Origin of the sequence: Pseudohoeflea suaedae (genome assembly GCF_004354915.1) — a bacterium.
Classification (GTDB): Bacteria; Pseudomonadota; Alphaproteobacteria; order Rhizobiales; family Rhizobiaceae; genus Pseudohoeflea; species Pseudohoeflea suaedae.
The window spans coordinates 511,769-530,530 of the sequence record NZ_SMSI01000001.1; the positions used below are offsets into that span (position 1 = coordinate 511,769).

At 62.0% G+C, this 18,762-nt stretch carries 17 protein-coding genes; 16 read left to right on the plus strand and 1 reads right to left on the minus strand.

The genetic code is table 11. The features are described from left to right. Positions 1-27 precede the first annotated feature (27 nt). The 12 genes from tsaB to E2A64_RS02465 all read left to right on the plus strand — a co-directional run bounded on the left by tsaB (position 28) and on the right by E2A64_RS02465 (position 13,779). Positions 28-702 (plus strand): tRNA (adenosine(37)-N6)-threonylcarbamoyltransferase complex dimerization subunit type 1 TsaB, encoded by a 675-nt coding sequence (gene tsaB, locus E2A64_RS02410; RefSeq protein WP_133282842.1) that lies wholly within the window; start codon positions 28-30, stop codon positions 700-702. Between the two features lie 53 nt (positions 703-755). Next, the gene (locus tag E2A64_RS02415; protein ID WP_133284217.1) at positions 756-1,199 is read left to right on the plus strand and encodes a GNAT family N-acetyltransferase; all 444 of its coding nucleotides are present in this window, start codon (positions 756-758) and stop codon (positions 1,197-1,199) included. Positions 1,200-1,320: 121 nt separating this feature from the next. Then, positions 1,321-2,121, plus strand: a complete 801-nt coding sequence (olsA, locus tag E2A64_RS02420) for a lyso-ornithine lipid O-acyltransferase (RefSeq protein ID WP_133282843.1) — start codon at positions 1,321-1,323, stop codon at positions 2,119-2,121. Positions 2,122-2,177: 56 nt separating this feature from the next. Next, positions 2,178-3,599, plus strand: a complete 1,422-nt coding sequence (miaB, locus tag E2A64_RS02425) for a tRNA (N6-isopentenyl adenosine(37)-C2)-methylthiotransferase MiaB (RefSeq protein WP_174235737.1) — start codon at positions 2,178-2,180, stop codon at positions 3,597-3,599. A gap of 31 nt (positions 3,600-3,630) precedes the next feature. Continuing rightward, the gene (locus E2A64_RS02430; RefSeq protein WP_133282844.1) at positions 3,631-4,668 is read left to right on the plus strand and encodes a PhoH family protein; all 1,038 of its coding nucleotides are present in this window, start codon (positions 3,631-3,633) and stop codon (positions 4,666-4,668) included. Beyond that, entirely contained in the window at positions 4,665-5,177 is a 513-nt protein-coding gene (gene ybeY, locus E2A64_RS02435; protein ID WP_133282845.1) for an rRNA maturation RNase YbeY, read from the plus strand. The genes E2A64_RS02430 and ybeY overlap by 4 nt, the downstream gene beginning before the upstream one ends. Before the next feature lie 12 nt (positions 5,178-5,189). After that, positions 5,190-6,329 (plus strand): hemolysin family protein, encoded by a 1,140-nt coding sequence (locus E2A64_RS02440; protein ID WP_133282846.1) that lies wholly within the window; start codon positions 5,190-5,192, stop codon positions 6,327-6,329. 97 nt (positions 6,330-6,426) lie between these two features. Further along, positions 6,427-8,016: an apolipoprotein N-acyltransferase gene (gene lnt / locus E2A64_RS02445; RefSeq protein ID WP_133282847.1), complete on the plus strand. Its 1,590-nt coding sequence runs from the start codon at positions 6,427-6,429 to the stop codon at positions 8,014-8,016. A gap of 149 nt (positions 8,017-8,165) precedes the next feature. Continuing rightward, positions 8,166-8,585, plus strand: coding sequence for a helix-turn-helix domain-containing protein (locus E2A64_RS02450; RefSeq protein ID WP_133282848.1), 420 nt, complete (start codon positions 8,166-8,168; stop codon positions 8,583-8,585). Between the two features lie 263 nt (positions 8,586-8,848). Continuing rightward, positions 8,849-10,096: a methionine adenosyltransferase gene (metK, locus tag E2A64_RS02455; protein ID WP_133282849.1), complete on the plus strand. Its 1,248-nt coding sequence runs from the start codon at positions 8,849-8,851 to the stop codon at positions 10,094-10,096. Positions 10,097-10,127: 31 nt separating this feature from the next. Continuing rightward, positions 10,128-10,829, plus strand: a complete 702-nt coding sequence (trmB, locus tag E2A64_RS02460) for a tRNA (guanosine(46)-N7)-methyltransferase TrmB (RefSeq protein ID WP_133282850.1) — start codon at positions 10,128-10,130, stop codon at positions 10,827-10,829. A gap of 331 nt (positions 10,830-11,160) precedes the next feature. Next, positions 11,161-13,779, plus strand: a complete 2,619-nt coding sequence (locus tag E2A64_RS02465; protein WP_133282851.1) for an HWE histidine kinase domain-containing protein — start codon at positions 11,161-11,163, stop codon at positions 13,777-13,779. Here the strand turns inward: E2A64_RS02465 and E2A64_RS02470 are convergent. After that, positions 13,762-14,118, minus strand: coding sequence for a response regulator (locus E2A64_RS02470; RefSeq protein WP_133282852.1), 357 nt, complete (start codon positions 14,116-14,118; stop codon positions 13,762-13,764). The genes E2A64_RS02465 and E2A64_RS02470 overlap by 18 nt on opposite strands. Positions 14,119-14,215: 97 nt before the next feature. On the opposite strand from E2A64_RS02470, the gene E2A64_RS02475 reads away from it, so the two are divergent. From E2A64_RS02475 to E2A64_RS02490, 4 genes are all read left to right on the plus strand, one after another. Further along, positions 14,216-14,767: a biliverdin-producing heme oxygenase gene (locus E2A64_RS02475; protein ID WP_158285663.1), complete on the plus strand. Its 552-nt coding sequence runs from the start codon at positions 14,216-14,218 to the stop codon at positions 14,765-14,767. A 527-nt stretch (positions 14,768-15,294) separates the two neighbouring features. After that, the gene (locus tag E2A64_RS02480; protein ID WP_174235738.1) at positions 15,295-16,287 is read left to right on the plus strand and encodes an ABC transporter substrate-binding protein; all 993 of its coding nucleotides are present in this window, start codon (positions 15,295-15,297) and stop codon (positions 16,285-16,287) included. 149 nt (positions 16,288-16,436) lie between these two features. Next, the gene (locus E2A64_RS02485) at positions 16,437-17,474 is read left to right on the plus strand and encodes an ABC transporter permease (RefSeq protein ID WP_133282854.1); all 1,038 of its coding nucleotides are present in this window, start codon (positions 16,437-16,439) and stop codon (positions 17,472-17,474) included. 10 nt (positions 17,475-17,484) lie between these two features. Continuing rightward, on the plus strand, positions 17,485-18,591 hold the full coding sequence (locus tag E2A64_RS02490; RefSeq protein ID WP_244598120.1) for a quaternary amine ABC transporter ATP-binding protein: 1,107 nt from the start codon (positions 17,485-17,487) through the stop codon (positions 18,589-18,591). The last annotated feature ends 171 nt before the right edge of the window (positions 18,592-18,762 follow it).

Below are 18,762 nucleotides of genomic sequence, written 5' to 3' on the forward strand. Positions count from 1 at the left end.
CGAGATCAACCGGATTCGTGGACTGCCGTGAAGCTTCTTGCCCTGGATTGCGCCCAGCGCCTCTGCGCCGTTGCCCTTTACGATGCGGGGAGCGGAGAGGTGCTCGCACGCCTCGATCCCGAGATCGGCCGCGGTCATGCGGAGCGTCTGCCGGCCCTCGTCGATGAGGTGCTGGCCGAGGCGGGGGTCGCCTTTGCCGATATCGACCGCATAGCCGTAACCATCGGCCCGGGGTCTTTTGCCGGGATCCGCGTCGGAGTGGCTTTCGCACGCGGGCTCGCGCTCGCGCTGAAAATCCCTGCTGTCGGCGTCTCCGGGCTCTATGCCATGGCGGGACCATGCGCTCGCGACGCCGGTCTGCCGGTGATGGCGACGATCGACGCCAGGCGCGACCGCATCTGGGCGGCTGTCGTCGGTCCCGATGGCGCAACGCTCGCCGAACCCGCCGAACTGACAGCCGTGGCCGCAGCGGAACTCGCCAGCCGGATCCCGGCGGTCATTGTCGGTGACGCCGCGCCACTGGTGCTTGCAGAGGATGCCAGTCTTTCGATCATGAGCGGAGGCCCCTTCGCCGACATCGCCGAAGTGGCACGGATCGGCGCCGAACTCGATCCGGCCGTCAGTGCGGCCGAACCGGCCTATCTGCGCGCCCCGGATGCCAAGCCGCAGGCCGGGTTCGCCGTCGAAAGGCTCAAGGCGTGAGCACCCTGTTTACCCGTTTCTTCTCGCGGCCCGATGCCTTCGAGATCACCCCCATGACGACGGCGGACGCAGCCATTGCCGCGCGCCTTCACAAGCTCGCATTTGCGCGCGGCTGGACCGACGGCGAATTCGCTTCGCTTCTGGGGCAGCCTGCGGTGTTCGGTTTTCTTGCGGTCGATCCGGCCCGCGCCCGTGATCTCGCCGCTGGCTTCGTCCTGGTGCGCGAAGCCGCGAGCGAAGCCGAAATCCTGTCCATCGGCGTCGATCCCGGCGTTCGCCGTTCGGGTCTCGGCTGGCGGCTGATGCAGGCCGCCATGCGCGAGGCATCGCACCGCGGCGCCGAGGAAATGTTCCTCGAGGTCGACGAGACCAACGGGAATGCCATAGCCCTGTACAGGAAGCTCAGCTTCGCCAAGGTGGGTGAACGCCGGGCCTATTACGAACATGCGGGCGAGCCGCCCACCGCCGCCTGGGTCATGCGCCGCGAGTTGAAATAGCAGCCTCCTCTGTGTGGATTTCGCGCCGGGAAATCGCTATTGCCGCAGGCACTGTTCCAATGGATCAAGCCCCAGTGCCAACCATTTTGCCCTCGATCAAAGCCCGGAGCCGGCACACGCCATGATCACCGCCCTGCGGCTGGCAATGGTCGCCTTCATCTTCCTCTCCGTGACGCTGGCCCTTCTGCCCGTGCAGCTCTTCGCGCTCTGGTCGGGCAACGACATCCGCCGCCGCCTGCCGCGGCGGTGGCACCGCATCATGGCAACGATGATCGGGCTGAAGGTCGAAGTCATCGGCAGGCCGGTGGCCGATCGTCCCCTGATGCTCGCCTCCAACCACGTCTCCTGGAAGGACATCGTGGTCCTCGGCGCTGCCGCCGACGTGGTCTATGTCGCAAAGTCAGAGGTGCGCGACTGGCCGGTCTTCGGGTGGCTGGCGCGGCTTCAGCGCACCGTCTTCGTCGAGCGCGACCGCAAGCGCAGCACGGGCAATCAGATCGACGAGATGGCCCGGCGCTTGAAGGCGCACGAGATCGTGGTTCTCTTCCCGGAAGGCACGACGTCCGACGGAAATCGGCTTCTGCCTTTCAAGACCTCGCTTTTCGGGGCAGCCACCGCCGCAATTCCCGAAGTGCCGGACAGGCGTGTCGTCGTCCAGCCGGTCGCCATCTGCTATGTGGGTATCCAGGGCATGCCGATGGGGCGCTACCACCGCCCGGTCGCGGCCTGGCCGGGCGATGTGGCGCTCGTGCCCCATCTGCTCAGGGTTCTGAGAGAGGGGGCGCTGGAGGTCGAGGTCCGTTTCGGGGCTCCCGTGGTCTTCGATGAGGCGACGAACCGGAAAATCGCCGCAAAGGAAGTCGAGAGGCGGGTCGCAGACCTGCTGGCGGAAGGCCTTGCAGGACGAAGGCGGATCGGCTGAATATCCTCCGATATCCCCTGATTGCATGCGCGTTTCATGACAGGTAAAAGGCGGCCATGATGGACAGGCTTGATACCGAAATCGCTGAAACCCCTGTGAGCGGCCGCGAAGCGCCGGAACAGGCGACATCTGCTGCACCGTCCCGCAAGGTCTTCGTCAAGACCTATGGCTGCCAGATGAACGTCTATGATTCCGAGCGCATGAGCGACGCGCTGAGCCGTGACGGCTATACGGCCACCGACAGCCCGGAAGACGCCGACCTGGTGCTCATCAACACCTGCCATATCCGTGAAAAGGCCGCTGAGAAGGTCTATTCCCAGCTCGGCCGCCTCGCCAAGCTCAAGAAGCGGCGCCAGAGCGAAGGCTCCGATTTCATGGTCGCGGTCGCCGGCTGCGTGGCGCAGGCCGAAGGCCAGGAGATCACCCGCCGCGCGCCGGTCGTCGACGTGGTGATCGGTCCGCAGACCTATCACCGGCTCCCGGACGCGCTGGCCAAGGCGCGCACCGGCGCCAAGGTCGTCGAAACCGATTTCCCGGTCGAGGACAAGTTCACGGCTCTGCCGAAAGCGCCGGAGAAGGTCATCCGCAAGCGCGGGGTCAGCGCGTTCCTCACCGTGCAGGAAGGCTGCGACAAGTTCTGCACCTTCTGCGTGGTGCCCTATACGCGCGGCGCGGAAACGTCGCGTCCCGTCGATGCCATCGTCGCAGAGGCCGAACGGCTGGCCGCCGCCGGCGTCCGCGAGGTCACGCTTCTGGGCCAGAACGTCAATGCCTGGCACGGCGAGGGATCTGACGGCCGCGAATGGGGGCTCGGCGAATTGCTGCGCCGGCTCGCCGAAATCGACGGGCTCGAGCGGCTGCGCTACACCACCAGCCATCCGCGCGACATGGATGACGGTCTGATCGAGGCCCATCGTGATCTGCCGGAGCTCATGCCCTATCTCCACCTGCCGGTGCAGGCGGGATCCGACCGGATCCTCAAGGCCATGAACCGTCGCCATACGGCCGACGACTACATCCGGCTGGTCGAGCGCATTCGCCAGGCCAATCCGGATCTGGCGCTGTCCGGCGATTTCATTGTCGGCTTCCCCGGCGAGACCGACGAGGATTTCGAGGATACGATGCGGCTGATCGAGACGGTCGGTTATGCACAGGCCTTTTCGTTCAAATATTCCCCGCGCCCGGGCACGCCCGGCGCCGATCTCGGCGGCCATGTCGACGAGGCGGTGAAATCCGAGCGGCTCGATCGCCTTCAGGCCCTGCTGTACCGGCAGCAAAGGGATTTCGCCGAGCGTTGCGTCGGCCGCGAGATCGATCTGCTTCTGGAAAAGCCGGGCAGGGAACCAGGTCAGCTCATCGGGCGTTCTCCTTGGCTGCAGCCAGTAATTGTTAATGCAAAGCCCGAGGAAATAGGTGACATTGTGAAGGTGCGAATCACCAAGGCTGGTACCAACAGCCTTTTCGCAGATAGGGTTTAGGTTGAACGAGTCCAAAAAGGAGCCAGATCGTTTGACAGCGCATAACCTGTCCGCGCCCTCTCAGGGCATCTCCGCCGGCGCTTCGGATACGACACACATCGCGCTCACTTTCGAAAACAACAGACTTGCCAGCGAGCTTTTCGGCCAGTTCGACCAGAACCTCGCGCTGATCGAGCAGAAGCTGCGCATCGATGCCCGCGCCCGCGGCAACACGGTGACGCTGACTGGCGAGGCGGTGGCGACCAATCAGGCCAGGCGCACGCTCGATTATCTCTATGATCGGCTGCTCAAGGGCTCCTCGGTCGAGGCTTCCGACGTCGAGGGCGCGATCCGCATGGCGCTCGCCGCCGACGATCAGCTCGTGTTGCCGACCATGGAGCGCAAGGGCAAGCTCGCCATGGCCCAGATCTCCACCCGCAAGAAGACGGTGATCGCCCGCACCCCGACGCAGGATGCCTATATTCGTGCGATGGACCGTGCTGAGCTGGTCTTCGGCGTCGGCCCTGCCGGCACCGGCAAGACCTTCCTGGCGGTCGCCCACGCGGCGCAGCTTCTCGAGCGCGGCTCCGTCGAGCGCATAGTGCTCACCCGTCCGGCGGTGGAAGCCGGCGAGCGTCTGGGCTTCCTGCCCGGCGACATGAAGGAGAAGGTCGATCCCTATCTCCGTCCGCTCTATGACGCGCTGTACGAAATGATGCCGTCCGACCGTGTCGAACGCGCTCTGGCCGCCGGCGTCATCGAAATCGCCCCGCTCGCCTTCATGCGCGGACGCACATTGTCCAATGCGGCCATCATCCTGGACGAGGCGCAGAACACCACGCAGATGCAGATGAAGATGTTCCTTACCCGCTTGGGCGAGAACGGACGCATGATCATCACCGGTGATCCGAGCCAGATCGACCTGCCGCGCGGCGTGAAGTCCGGCCTCGTCGAGGCGCTCGCGGTTCTCGACAATGTCGAGGGCATCGTGACCTGCCGCTTCAAGGGCGCCGACGTCGTGCGTCACCCGCTCGTCCAGAAAATCGTCGAAGCCTATGACGAGAAGGGCACGGATCCATCCGGTCTATGAGCAAGCCAGCCATCGATTGCGTCGGCACCGTGGAAGCGGGCAGCTGGCCCGGCGAGGACGAGGCAGTTGCGACCGCCCAGTCCATACTCGAGGTTGCGGCCGGCTATCTTCATGCCCATGAGAGCCAGCCCTTTCCGGCCGAGCCGGTGGAAGTCTCGCTTCTCTTCACCGATGACGGGCCGATGGCCGAGATCAACGGCCAGTGGCGCGGCAAGGAAAAGCCGACCAACGTGCTGTCCTTTCCGGCCTTCCCGATCGTGCCCGGCGACACGCCCGGCGCGGTCCTCGGTGACATCGTGCTGGCGCGCAGCACCATCGAGCGCGAAGCGGCCGACCTTGCCAAACCCGTCGACCACCACGTTTCCCATCTTCTGGTGCACGGATTTCTTCATCTTTTCGGCTATGACCACATTGATGCCGAAGACGCGCGCGAGATGGAGACGCTTGAGACTCGCATTTTGGCCGAACTTGGCTTATCTGACCCTTATGGCGGTACGGATCCGCTTTGACACGATTGAGCTATGACCAACGTTGATTCACCGGCGGAAAGCGCCGGCCACGCCGCGGACAATCCGGGGCATTCACAAGACGAAGCCGACAGTAGCGGCCAACCCGGCCGATCTTTGACCGCCGGGGGCGAGCGCGCACCCGGCTTCTGGCAGCGCCTGAAGCGCGTCTTCTTCCCGCCTTCCGATGGCGAATCCCTGCGCGAGAACCTTACCGACGCGCTGCAGACCGGCGGTGACCTGCACGAGGCGTTCAGCCCCGGCGAACGCGCGATGCTCAACAACATCCTGCTTCTGCGCGAGGTCCGCATCGACGACATCATGGTGCCGCGCGCCGACATCGAGGCGATCGACGATTCCACCACGATCGGCGCGATGCTGCAGTTCTTCGAGGAATCGGGTCATTCGCGCATGCCGGTCTTCTCCGAGACGCTCGACGATCCGCGTGGCATGATCCACATCCGCGACGTTCTCGCCTGGATTGCCAAACAGTCGCGGCCCAAGCGTCGCTCGACGAGATCCAACGGCAACGGAAACGGCAATGGCAACGGTCCCGCGTCGCGCAAGCCCGCGTCCACCGAGACGCTGGACCTCGCCCGGGTCGATCTTACCAAGACGCTCCGGGAGTCAGGCCTGATCCGCAGGGTTCTCTTCGTCCCGGCCTCGATGCTGGCATCCGATCTCATGCAGCACATGCAGGCGACACGCATCCAGATGGCGCTCGTGATCGACGAGTATGGCGGCACCGACGGTCTCGTCTCGCTCGAGGATATCGTCGAGATGGTCGTTGGCGACATCGCCGACGAGCACGATCTCGACGAGGAGATCATGATAAAGCGCTCGGGTGAGGACATCTGGCTTGCCGACGCGAAAGCCGAACTCGACGATCTGGTCGAGGAGATCGGCGCCGACTTCGATGTCGCCGAACAGAGCGAGGACGTCGATACGCTCGGCGGTCTCATCTTCTCGGAGCTCGGACGCGTTCCGGCCCGTGGCGAGGTGGTGCAGGCGGTTCCCGGGTTCGAATTCCAGGTGCTCGACGCCGATCCGCGCCGCATCAAGCGCGTCAGGATCGTCCGCGGTCGCCCCGCCGCGCGTCGTAGGGTGACGAGACCGGAAGCGGCGGCTGAAAAGAGCGTCGCCGGCGGCGAGTAACGCCGTGATGCTTTCAGCCACTTACAACGGGCTCGATTTCTGAAAGACTGCGGCAACTGATTCGATCCCCGCGGGGCGGCGACGGGAATAAGCGGCTTTGGAACGTCTGGCAGAAAAAATCATGCTCACATGGGGCTGGCGTCGCATGGCGCTCGCCTTTCTCGCAGGGCTCGTTTCCGTACTGGCATTGTCGCCGGTCAATTTCTTTCCGGCGATGTTCATCTCGCTGCCGGTGCTGGTCTGGCTGATCGACGGCGCAAGCGGCGCGGCCAATGCAGGCCTGGCAGGCCGCCTCAGGCCTGCTTTCGCCACCGGCTGGTCGTTCGGCTTCGGGTATTTCGTCGGCGGTTTGTGGTGGCTCGGTGCCGCCCTTCTCGTCGAGGCGGATGCTTTTGCCTGGGCCCTTCCGCTCGCGGTGCTGGGTCTGCCGGCCTTGCTTGCGATCTTCTATGGCCTGGCCGCAGCGCTCGCCCGGCTCTTCTGGTCGGACGGTTTCGGCCGCATTGCCATTCTTGCCGCCGCCTTCGGGTTGATCGAGTTCGCGCGCGAATTCCTGCTGTCCGGCTTTCCCTGGAACGCCCTCGGCATGACGCTGATGCCGACGCCGCTGATGATGCAGCCGGCGGCGCTCGTCGGTCTCGACGGAATGACGGTTTTAGCCATCTACATCTTTGCGTCCCCGGCTCTGCTTGCCACACGGCGCGGCGCCTTGCCCGGCATCGTTCTCGGTGTGCTTCTCTTTGCCGGCTGCCTCGGCTTCAGCTGGTGGCACATGCGCACAGCGCCAGGCGTAAACGAGGACGCGCCGGTTTTCCGCATCGTGCAGCCGAACATCGATCAGGCCGCCAAGTGGCAGCCCGGCGACCGTGAAGCGATTTTCGACGAGCTCCTGCGGCTCACAGCGCTCCCGCCGGAGCCTGGACTGACGCGTCCGGATATCGTCATCTGGCCTGAAACGGCCGTGCCGTTCCTGCTGACCGACAATCCGGGAGCGCTCGCCCGCATTGCCGATACGCTCAAGACGGGCCAGACGCTGCTCGCCGGCGCAGTCCGGGTCGAAAACGGACTGACAGGGTCAGGCGACCGCTATTACAACTCGATCTACATGATCAACGACAATGGTGAGCTCGTCGGAGCGGTCGACAAGGCTCATCTGGTGCCGTTCGGCGAGTATCTCCCCTTCGAGGGACTGCTCAAAAATTTCGGACTGGAAACGATCGCGCAGAGTTTCGGAGGCTTCAGTGCGGCCCAGACACGCAATTTTTTGCAGCTTCCTGTGGGTATCGCAGCTGTTCCGCTTATTTGTTACGAGGCTATTTTCCCGTCCTTGTCGGAAATCGACGGCAAGCGGGGCGGTCTTCTGCTGAACCTCACCAATGACGGATGGTTCGGCCATACGCCGGGACCATACCAGCATTTTCAGCAGGCCCGGATCCGTGCAGTGGAGGCCGGTTTACCCCTGATACGTGCGGCAAATAGTGGCATTTCAGGGGTTTTTGACCCGTTCGGGCGGACCGTCCGGCTCCTGCCGCTGGGCACGAAAGGCAATATAGATTTTCACCTTCCAGCCCCGCTGACGCAGGGAAATACTTACAAAAACCGGCAGCTGGGCTTCGCTGCGATATTCACCATAATGGTGTTATTGGGTTTTATTTCCCGTAAAAGTCTACATAACGGACGAGATTGACGCAAAACCCCTGAAATTGCATAGTCCACGCGTCAACCCGCGTCCCGTGCACCGAACATCCAAATTGTGGGGGGTCTTCGGACATTGTTTGCTCGGATTATGGGGCAGTCTTACCACTGAGCCTTATGGGCTCTTTGCAGGATACTGTAATGATCGAGAACAAGAAGAAGCCAAACCCGATCGACGTTCATGTCGGAAGTCGGGTTCGGTTGAGGCGTACCATGCTGGGTATGAGCCAGGAGAAGCTTGGGGAAGCTCTTGGCATCACTTTCCAGCAAATACAGAAATACGAGAAGGGCACGAACCGCGTCGGCGCAAGCCGTCTGCAGAACATTTCGACCATTCTCAATGTGCCGGTTTCCTTTTTCTTTGAGGATGCGCCGGCTGACGTTGCCGGTGGACAGCCCGGCATGGCTGAAGCAAACTCTTCCAACTACGTCGTCGACTTCCTGTCGTCGTCGGAAGGCCTTCAGCTCAATCGTTCCTTCGTCAAGATTACTGACCCGAAGGTCCGCCGCAAGATCGTTGATCTCGTCAAGGTACTCGCCGCCGAAGACGACACCGAGTGATTTGACGCCGGCTCTCGGCGTCAATCGAAACAACGCCACTGGCAACACGATGACCCCGGGCGGCCATGCCGCATCAGGGTAACGGGTTTGCCGGTGGCGTTTTTCTTTTTCGCGACCTCCGCGCGGGTTTCCCGGTATCCGTGCGTGGCCTCTTTCTCCTTAAAAATAACCCACATCAACATATCTTTATATCGTTGTGACCTTGTCAGTCTTTCCGGGTTTCTCTAAACAGGCTCGTACAAATTGGCAGGATGGAGCCCGGCATGGCGCGTCAGAACTACCTCTTCACCTCAGAATCGGTTTCCGAAGGCCACCCCGACAAGGTGTGCGACCGCATTTCCGACGAGATCGTCGATCTCGTTTATCGTGAAGCCAAGAAGACGGGTGTCGATCCGTGGAAGGTTCGCGTCGCCTGCGAGACGCTGGCCACGACCAATCGTCTGGTCATTGCCGGCGAAGTGCGGGTGCCCGAGACGCTGATGAAGACCGACAAGAACGGCAATCAGGTGATCAACCCGTCACGCTTCAAGTCCGCTGCCCGCCGCGCCATCCGCGACATCGGCTACGAGCAGGACGGCTTCCACTGGAAGACCTGCAAGATCGACGTGCTTCTGCATTCGCAGTCCGCCGACATCGCCCAGGGCGTCGACAACGCGTCCGACCGCCAGGGCGAGGAAGGCGCGGGCGACCAGGGCATCATGTTCGGTTATGCCTGCCGCGAGACCCCCGACCTGATGCCGGCGCCGATCTATTATTCGCACAAGATCCTCGAACTCCTCGCCGCCGCCCGCAAGAAGGGCGAGGGCGACGCCGCCGGTCTCGGCCCGGACGCCAAGAGCCAGATCACGGTGCGCTACGAAAACGGCAAGGCCGTCGAGGTTGTCTCGATCGTCTTGTCGACGCAGCATTTCGACGCCGGCTGGGATTCGAAAAAGGTTCGTGCCGTCGTCGAGCCGTATATCCGTGAAGCTCTCGGCGAGCTTCCGATCGCCGCCGACTGCGTTTGGTACATCAATCCGACCGGCAAGTTCGTGATCGGCGGTCCCGATGGCGATGCGGGCCTCACCGGCCGCAAGATCATCGTCGACACCTATGGCGGCGCCGCGCCCCATGGCGGCGGAGCCTTCTCCGGCAAGGACACGACCAAGGTCGACCGCTCGGCGGCCTACGCCGCGCGCTATCTCGCAAAGAACGTGGTCGCCGCCGGACTGGCGGATAACTGCACCATCCAGCTGTCCTATGCGATCGGCGTGGCGCAGCCCTTGTCCGTCTATGTCGATCTTCATGGCACGGGCCAGGTCGACGAGGACGTCGTCGAGAAGGCGATCCGCAAGGCGATGGATCTGTCGCCTTCCGGTATCCGCCGTCACCTCGATCTCAACAAGCCGATCTATGCCCGCACTGCGGCCTACGGTCACTTCGGGCGCAAGGCCGGTCGTGACGGAGCCTTCTCCTGGGAGAAGACCGACCTGGTCAAGGCGCTCAAGGAAGCGGTGAAGGAGGTCGCCTGACGGCAGGCGGCCTGAAGACCGGCAGACGAAGATGACCGAACAACGCCGCAGCCGTGCGACGGAAGCCTTCTGGGGGCGCCGTCGCGGCAAGTCGCTGAAACCCGCGCAGGCCGAAGCGCTCGATACGGTCGCGCGCGCGCGCATGCTTGACCTGTCCGAGCCGGCGCCTTCACGTCTTGCCGATCTCTTTCCGCACGCGCCGGAGACGATCCATCTGGAAATCGGCTTCGGCGGCGGCGAGCACCTGGCCCACCATGCCCGCTCGCGCCCGGAAACCGGCTTTATCGGCGTAGAGCCCTTCGTCAATTCCATGGCAAAACTCGCCGCGGTGATCGATGACGAGGGAATGGAGAATATCCGCCTCTATGACGATGACGCCACCCGGCTGCTCGACTGGCTGCCGGAGGCCTCACTCGACGGTATAGACCTGTTCTATCCCGATCCCTGGCCGAAGAAGAAGCACTGGAAGCGCCGCTTCGTCTCCGACGTCAATCTCGATCGCTTCGCGCGTGTTCTCAAGCCGGGCGCCACATTTCGTTTCGCCTCGGATATCGATACCTATGTGAACTGGACCCTGCTGCACGTCGCGCGCCATGACCTGTTCTCCTGGCAGGCTGGCAAAGCTGAGGACTGGCACAGTCCCTGGCAGGGATGGCCGGGCACCCGGTATGAAGCGAAGGCCTTCAGGGAGGGGCGCACGCCGGCATATTTGACGTTTGCCCGCGCGCCGTAAGCCGGCGAAGCATTCCGGGCCGCGTCGGGGGCTTCCAGACAGGAACCCTTGCGGATCGTCTCTCCTATGCGCAGTTTCCAGTAAAATGGTTAGGTAGAATTACGCCGATTGCATTGTCGGATCAGGAATGCAATTTCTGATGTTTATTGCGACATACATGCTCCCTGCATAAGGCGGGCGGGTATGTCTTTTTTAAGCGACAGACACAATCTGCTGCCGAGAATCCGACAAAACGCCATTTTTCAAATGCATCTTGTGCAATGCGGCGTTTGTGGATTTATTGGCGGCTCGGTGCGGCGGCATCGTCAGGTTGGTGGAGGTTTCCCCTCATATGAATGTAACATCGGCGCCCGGTGGCGCTGTTGATCTGAGCAATTGTGACCGCGAGCCAATCCACCTCCTGGGGCGTGTCCAGGAATTCGGTTTTCTCGTCGCCACGACCTCGGACTGGATGATCAGTGACATTTCCGAGAATGCCGGTGACTTCATAAGCCGCCAACCGGAAGAGCTGCTCGGCGAGCACATTTCCTCGTTGCTCGCGCCCGATGTCATCCACACGCTCAGAAACAGGCTTCAAAATCTTCGCGACGGCAGTCTGCCGGACGTGGTGAGCAACATGCCGCTTGCGCAGGTTGGAGCCGCCGGGAGGTTTGACATCAGCGTCCATATTTCCGGATCGAAGATCGTTCTGGAATTCGAGCCTCACGAGGATCTTACCGAGGCCGGGCGGACGATCGCCGACGTGCAGCAGGCCATCCAGCGGATCTCGCAGATGGAGAGCGTCGAGCAGATCCTCAAATATGCGACCCGATTCGTTGCGGCGCTGACCGACTTCGACCGGGTGATGGGCTATGTCTTCCGTTCCGACGGCTCCGGCGAGGTTCTGGCCGAAGCCCATTCGCCGGGCATGGAGCCGTTTCTCGGCTTGCGCTATCCGGCGACCGATATTCCGGCCCAGGCGCGGGCGCTCTACATCCGCAATCCGGTTCGCTCGATCGGCAACACGGCCAATATCGGGGCCGATATTCTGCCTCGCCCCACGCGGGCGGAAGAGTATCTCGATCTGTCGAATGCCGTGTTGCGCAGCGTTTCGCCGATCCATCTCGAATATCTGCAGAACATGCGCGTCGGCGCCTCGCTGTCGATCTCGCTGATCGTCGACGGCAAGCTTTGGGGGCTGCTGGCCTGCCATCACAATGAGCCCAAGCATCTTCCGCAGGTCTTCCGAAACTCGCTGGTCCTCTTCGGGCAGATGCTGTCGCTGCTGATTGCCGGTAAGCTGAACGCGGATGACAGGGCGTATCACGTCCAGGCCAACGAATTGATCAATTCGTTCTCCCGCTCGGCAGCGACCAGCGGGGAAGTGGCGCAGACACTCATCGACCGCTCGGAACTCGCCATGAAGCTGATGTCGGCGGACGGAATGGCGGTCGCAAGCCATGGCCAGCTGGCCGTGCATGGCCGCACGCCGCGGGAAGAGGCCATCCAGGCGATCATCAAGCGCCTTAACATCCTGCCGCCGGGCAAGGTCTTCGCGACGAGCGAGCTGGGCTCGCTCTCTCCGGACTTCCGAAAATTTGCCGACGATGCCGCCGGCATGTTGTCGATTCCGATTTCCAAGGCGCCGCGCGACTACATTCTCTTTTTCCGCGGTGAGGTGCTCAAGAAGGTCAAATGGGCGGGCAATCCGGAAAAACCCGCCACATTCGGCCCGAACGGTGCCCGCCTCACCCCGCGCAAGAGCTTCGAGAGCTGGCAGTCGATCGTCGAAGGCCAGTCGGAAGAATGGCAGCAGGCCGAGATTTCGGCGGCCGAGCAGTTCCGCGTGACCGTGCTCGAGGTCGTGCTCCGCATGGCCGAGGAAACCGCTGCGGAGCGCCGGAAGGCCTCGGAAAAGCAGGAACTGCTGATTGCCGAACTCAATCATCGCGTCCGCAATATTCTCGGTCTTGTGCGCAGCCTGATCGTCCAGACCTCGACGAATGCCGTTTCGACCACGGAATTCGCTGCCGAATTGGAAAGCCGCGTGCACTCACTTGCCCGCGCCCATGATCAGATCACCCGCCACAACTGGTCCGCGGCTTCCTTGCGCGGGTTGCTGTCGACAGAGGCGGAAGCCTATCTTCTCGAAAAGGCCGACCGTATTCAGGTCAACGGCGACGACATCTTTCTCGTGCCGGCCGCCTATTCGACGGTGGCGCTCGTGCTTCACGAAATGATGACCAATTCGGCGAAATACGGCGCCTTGTCCGATTCCGGAGGAACGGTGAGTGTCGAGGTGAAGTTGCAGAAGGATGGTTCGGTGGATCTCCTCTGGGAGGAAACCGGCGGTCCAACGGTCAAGGCCCCGACACGGCGTGGCTTTGGAACCACGATCATCGAGCGGTCCATTCCCTTCGAGCTCGCTGGCCGCGCCGATGTCGATTACGACCCGTCCGGCGTGAAGGCGCGCTTCTGGTTGCCTCACGACCACGTTCGTCGGGAGGGAATGACAGCCGAAAGCCAGAAATCAACTGCAGCTTCCCGTCTCGACCAGCCTCCCGGCTCGCGTTCGGCCACAATTGCCGGCGACGCCGAGGGATGGTTTCCGAAATCGATCCTGCTTGTCGAAGACAACCTCATCATCGCCATGGACACCGAGAAGGTGCTTCTCGAACTCGGCGCGGACCGGGTCGCGACCTGCGCGCATGAGAGTGAGGCATTTGCCGAGATCAGGAAGTCGCAGCCCGATTTCGCCATTCTCGATATCAATCTCGGCTCGCATACGAGCGTGAAAGTCGCTGAGCAGCTTGGTAAGCTCGGCGTGCCTTTCGTATTTGCGTCGGGTTATGGAGATGCCAAGCCGCTCGCGGGAATGCCGGAGGACGTCTATGTCCTGTCCAAGCCCTACGACAAGCAGGGCCTGGAAAAGGCGGTCTACTCGGCCTTCAGCTCAGGCGCTGCCCTGTAGGACCTTGTGCGCGATATCGGCATAATTGGCGGGTTTGGTGAAGATCGCCGGCTCGAGGCCGCTCTCGGCCCTGATCTGGCGCGGGTCGTGGCCGCTGATGAAACAATAGGGCAGTCCCGCGGCTTCAAGCCGCTTGGCGATCGCAACGCTGCTTTCACGGCCGAGATTGAAATCGAGCAGCGCGGCATCGAGCGACATGCTCTCGATGTAGCGCAGGGCCGACTTGCAATCATGGGCTATGATGCAGTCCATGCCGAGGTTTTCGATCGTGTCGGCTGCATCCAGCGCGATGAACGGGTCGTCCTCGACAATCAGAATGGTTTTCGAAACGTGTGTCATGAAATGAGAATGCTCATCCGGCCAAAGAGTTTCACATGCTCTATCATTAAGTTTTTATGGTGAATAAACCCTTAGCGGAATTATTGTGGAAATGTATGTGCAGTTGCTTGAGAGATTGAGGGCGGAGACGGCGGAAGCTCATGATGAGCTCGACAGTGCCCATGACGGCGGGGCGTTTGCGGGGCTTGCTGCCTATGGCCGCTTTCTCGAGGCGCAGGCGCGCATTTTTCCCGTCGCGGAAGCGGCTCTTGCCGCCTCCGGGGAGTACCGAACCCTGCCTGACTGGGACCGCCGCTTCCGAGCCGATGCGTTGATTGCCGACCTCGCGACGCTCGGCATTGCACCTCCGCAGTCCATGCCGTTCGAGCTGCAAGATCGCCCGGGGGCGGCGACCGGTCTCGCCTATGTCCTCGAAGGCTCGCGGCTGGGCGGCAAGCTGATAGCCCGCAAGCTCGCGCAGGCAGGACTTCACGACGCGCCGACCTCCTTCATCGCCCATGGAGCGGATCAACGTTTCTGGCAATCGTTCACGGCCTGGCTTGCAAACCGTCATCCCGACGAGGCCTTTGGCGATGCGGCGGTGGCATCGGCGCGCACGGCATTCGCCCTGTTTCTCGAAGCCACCCGGCGCGAGCCGGAGTGCCATTAGGCCTCGACGGTCCTCACCTGATGCATGATGAATGGATGGCTATGGCGCGGCTCCCGTGGAGCGCGGCAGGCGCAGCCGCAGACCCGGACGGCCTTGGCCGTCGGGGAATTGACCGGCAGCGGCCGATCGAGGCGGAGCTTCTGACTGCTTGATAGCAGCCCTCTGGCGTCCGTTTGCTCTCTCCAAGTAAAGAAAATTTTCTTTTGATTATATCCGCCGTTGCTTCGTCATGAATTTTCGTATCAAGAAAAAGTATTTAATATATTTTTGGTATTTTCATAATTGTTTCGATCAAGTTTTCGTATCACTTTGAAATATATATGTGACATCTTGAGCCGTTGAATTTGCATTCGGCTCCGCTGGCGTGCTAGTTGAATTCTCATGCCTGACAAAACAACCGGACAGGCGGGCACTTATAGTGTTCCGCGGTCTCGCCGCGTTCAGCGGTTTGCTGCCGTTGCCTGCCGGCCGGGCCAAGGCTCCCGGCGCGTCTTTTCAAGAAGAACGACCTCAGAAGGAGGAATTTGATGAACAAGCTACTTTTCGCTTCCACTACCCTTGCAGCCCTCGCCCTGTTGCCGATGCAGGCCAGCGCGCAGGACGCCGACGCTACCGAGTGCGGTGAAGTGTCGATCGCCCAGATGAACTGGGCTGCGGCCGAAGTGACCACCAATATTGCCAAGTTCCTGCTCGAAGAGGGCTATGGCTGCTCGGTCAGCCTGGTCAATTCCGACACCATTCCCGCCATCACCTCGGTTGCCGAGAACGGCGAACCGGATGTCGTGACCAACCTGTGGCTCAACTCCGCCGGCGACGCCTACAAGAAGCTCGAAGAGGGCGGCACCATGGAGCGCCTGACCAACGTGCTCGAGCCGGGCGGTGTCGAAGGCTGGTGGATCCCCACCAAGCTTGCTGAAGAACACCCGGAACTGACCACCATCGAAGGCGTGATGAAGAACCCGGAACTGGTCGGCGGACAGTTCAACAACTGCCCGGACGGCTGGGGTTGCCGAGTCGTTTCCGACAACCTGGTGCGCGCCTTGGACCTCGAATCCTCCGGCATCGAAGTCTTCAACCACGGTTCGGGCGAAACGCTCGCATCCTCGATGGGGTCTGCTGTCACCGACGGCAAGCCGTGGTTCGGCTACTACTGGGGTCCGACCGTCCCGATGGGCAAGTACGACATGACCCGCGTCAAGCTGGGTGAGTACGATGAAGAGGCGTTCGCCAATCTTCAGAACCCGGATGCCGACAATCCGCAGGTTTCGGAATTCCCGGCAGCACCGATACTGACTTCGGTGACCACCGAGTTCGCCAAGTCGCATCCGGACGTTACGGATTTCTTCCGCAACATGACGTTCAAGACCGAAACCATGAGCGGGCTTCTGGCCTGGCAGGATGAGAACAATGCATCCGCCGAGGAAGTCGCCGTGCATTTCCTGACCGACAATTCCGATGTCTGGTCGGGCTGGGTCAGCGATCAGGCGAAGGAAAACCTTCAGAACCTGATTTCCCAGTAAGCGTGAAAGCCTTGCGCATCCCTTTGGCTGGTGCGTAACGGCAGGCTCAGGGAGCGGGGCCTCGATCGGCCCCGTTCCCTCTTTCCTCAAGTCAAAACTGTTTCTGAAATTAAGGACGAGGTGGGCTGCCCGGGCGGCCCTTGAAGTTGATGGCAACATATGACGGGCTTTTCGATGCGCTTGGACTGAGGGCGTGGTGCGATCAGGGGGCCGACAGCGGGCCGATGTCGATGGCGGATCTTCTCGCCAAGACCAAGGGCGACAAGGCGGCCGAAATATCCGCTTGGGATCTTCCCTTTCCCTCCCTCGATGCCTTGCACAAGGCATGTTCGGCAATTCCGCAGTCCCGCGACCTGACGCAGGGCCTCGAAACCGGCTTCCTCGGCATTCGCGATGCCCTGCGCGTCGTCATCGATCCGCTGTCCCAGCCGCTCAGCTGGATGTTGCAGGACATGCTCTGGCTGATGACGCAGACACCGTGGTGGATCGTCATGCCGGTGCTCTTCGCCATCACCTGGTTCGTCACCCGGTCCTGGAAGATCGTCGGCTTCATTGCCGTAATGCTCGGTCTCCTCGCCTTCGTCGATCACTATCACGAGGCGATGCAGACGCTCGCGATCATATTTGTCTGCGCCTTTGTCTGCGTGCTCCTGGGCGTGCCCATAGGCATCGCCATGTCGCGCAACGACAAGCTGCAGCGCTTCGTCATTCCGATCCTTGACATGCTGCAGACGCTGCCGCCCTTCGTCTATCTGATCCCGCTGATCTTCCTTTTCTCGGTCACCGAGCCGAAGCTCTACGGCATCGCCATCATTCTCTACGCCATCGTGCCCGTCGTCCGGCTCACCGATCTCGGCATCCGTCTCGTCGACAAGGACGTGATCGAGGCGGCCGACGCCTTCGGCATGACCAACCGGCAGAAACTGTTCGGCGTTCAGATCCCGCTGGCGCTGCCCAACATCATGGCCGGCGTCAACCAGACCATCATGATGAGCCTTGCCATGGTCGTCATCGCCTCGCTGGTCTCGGCACCTGGTCTCGGCGTTCTCGTCCTGCGCGGCATTCGCAACCTCGAACTCGGCGTCGGCCTGGTGGCCGGCTTCGGCATCGTGGTTCTCGCCATCGCGCTCGATCGCGTCACCAAGGCTTCGCTGGCACGCATCGACGCCAGCCAGGCCAGCCGCTGAGGAGGATGTCATGACACACACAAGCAACACAGCCATGGCTGAACCGCGCGACGAAAGCCTGCCCTGGGCAGATGAAGACGCCAAGCGTCCGGTAAAGGTCTCGATCCGTCATCTCTACAAGATCTTCGGCGACGACCCGAAAGCGGCGCTCGAGAAGGTCCGGGAAGGCATGGGCAAGCCGGAACTTCTCGAAGCCGAGAACCACGTGCTGGGGCTCAGCGACATCAATGTCGATATCCGCGACGGCGAGATCACCGTCATCATGGGGCTGTCCGGCTCCGGGAAGTCGACCCTGATCCGCCATCTCAACCGGCTGATCGAGCCGACGGCCGGCGAGATCCTGTTCAACGGCGACGACATCCTGAACTGGAACGAAGGCCAGCTGCGCGAACTGCGGCGGAAAAACATGTCGATGGTGTTCCAGAAGTTCGCGCTTCTGCCGCACCGGACGGTGACTGAGAACGCCGCGATGGCCCTCCATACCCGCGGCTTCGCACGCTCCGAATACGAGGAGGAGGCCACCAGGTGGCTCGATCGCGTCGGCCTCGGCGGCTACGGGGAGCAATATCCGCACCAGCTTTCAGGCGGCATGCAGCAGCGTGTGGGCATCGCCCGGGCGCTGGCGTCGAACTCCGAGATCATGCTGATGGACGAGGCCTTCTCCGCGCTCGATCCGCTGATTCGTACCGACATGCAGGACCTGCTGCTCGAACTGCAGGCCGAATTGCACAAGACCGTGGTCTTCATCACCCACGATCTCGACGAGGCGCTGAAACTGGCCGATCATCTGGTGATCCTGAAGGATGGCGCGGTGGTCCAGCAGGGCGAGCCGCAGCACATCCTGCTCAACCCGAACGATCCCTACATCGAGGACTTCGTCGCCGACATCAACCGCGCCCGCGTTCTGCGCGTCCGCTCGGTGATGACCAGGGGCAAGCCGTCGGGCGAAGACTTTGCCGGTGACGTCGACCAGAACGAAAACCTCGAAAGCGTCATTGCCCGCGCCGAGGGCGCGATGGACAAGCGCTATCGCGTGACAAGGGACGGCAAGCCGGTCGGCACGCTGGACATGAAGGCGATCATGAAGGCGCTGGTGCCGCGCAAGGTCGAGGGGTAGGGCGCTCGGTGCGCCCTGTTCCGGGGGCGGAGGTGAAAGACCACCCCGCCCTTGCCATTTCGGTTGATTCCGCCTATATGAACATCACATCTTGATCGCTAGGAACAAGAGTGGGCCCCACCGGACCCGCTCTTTTTTGTTACCGATCGTCTGGAGGAAAACGCGCTCGCA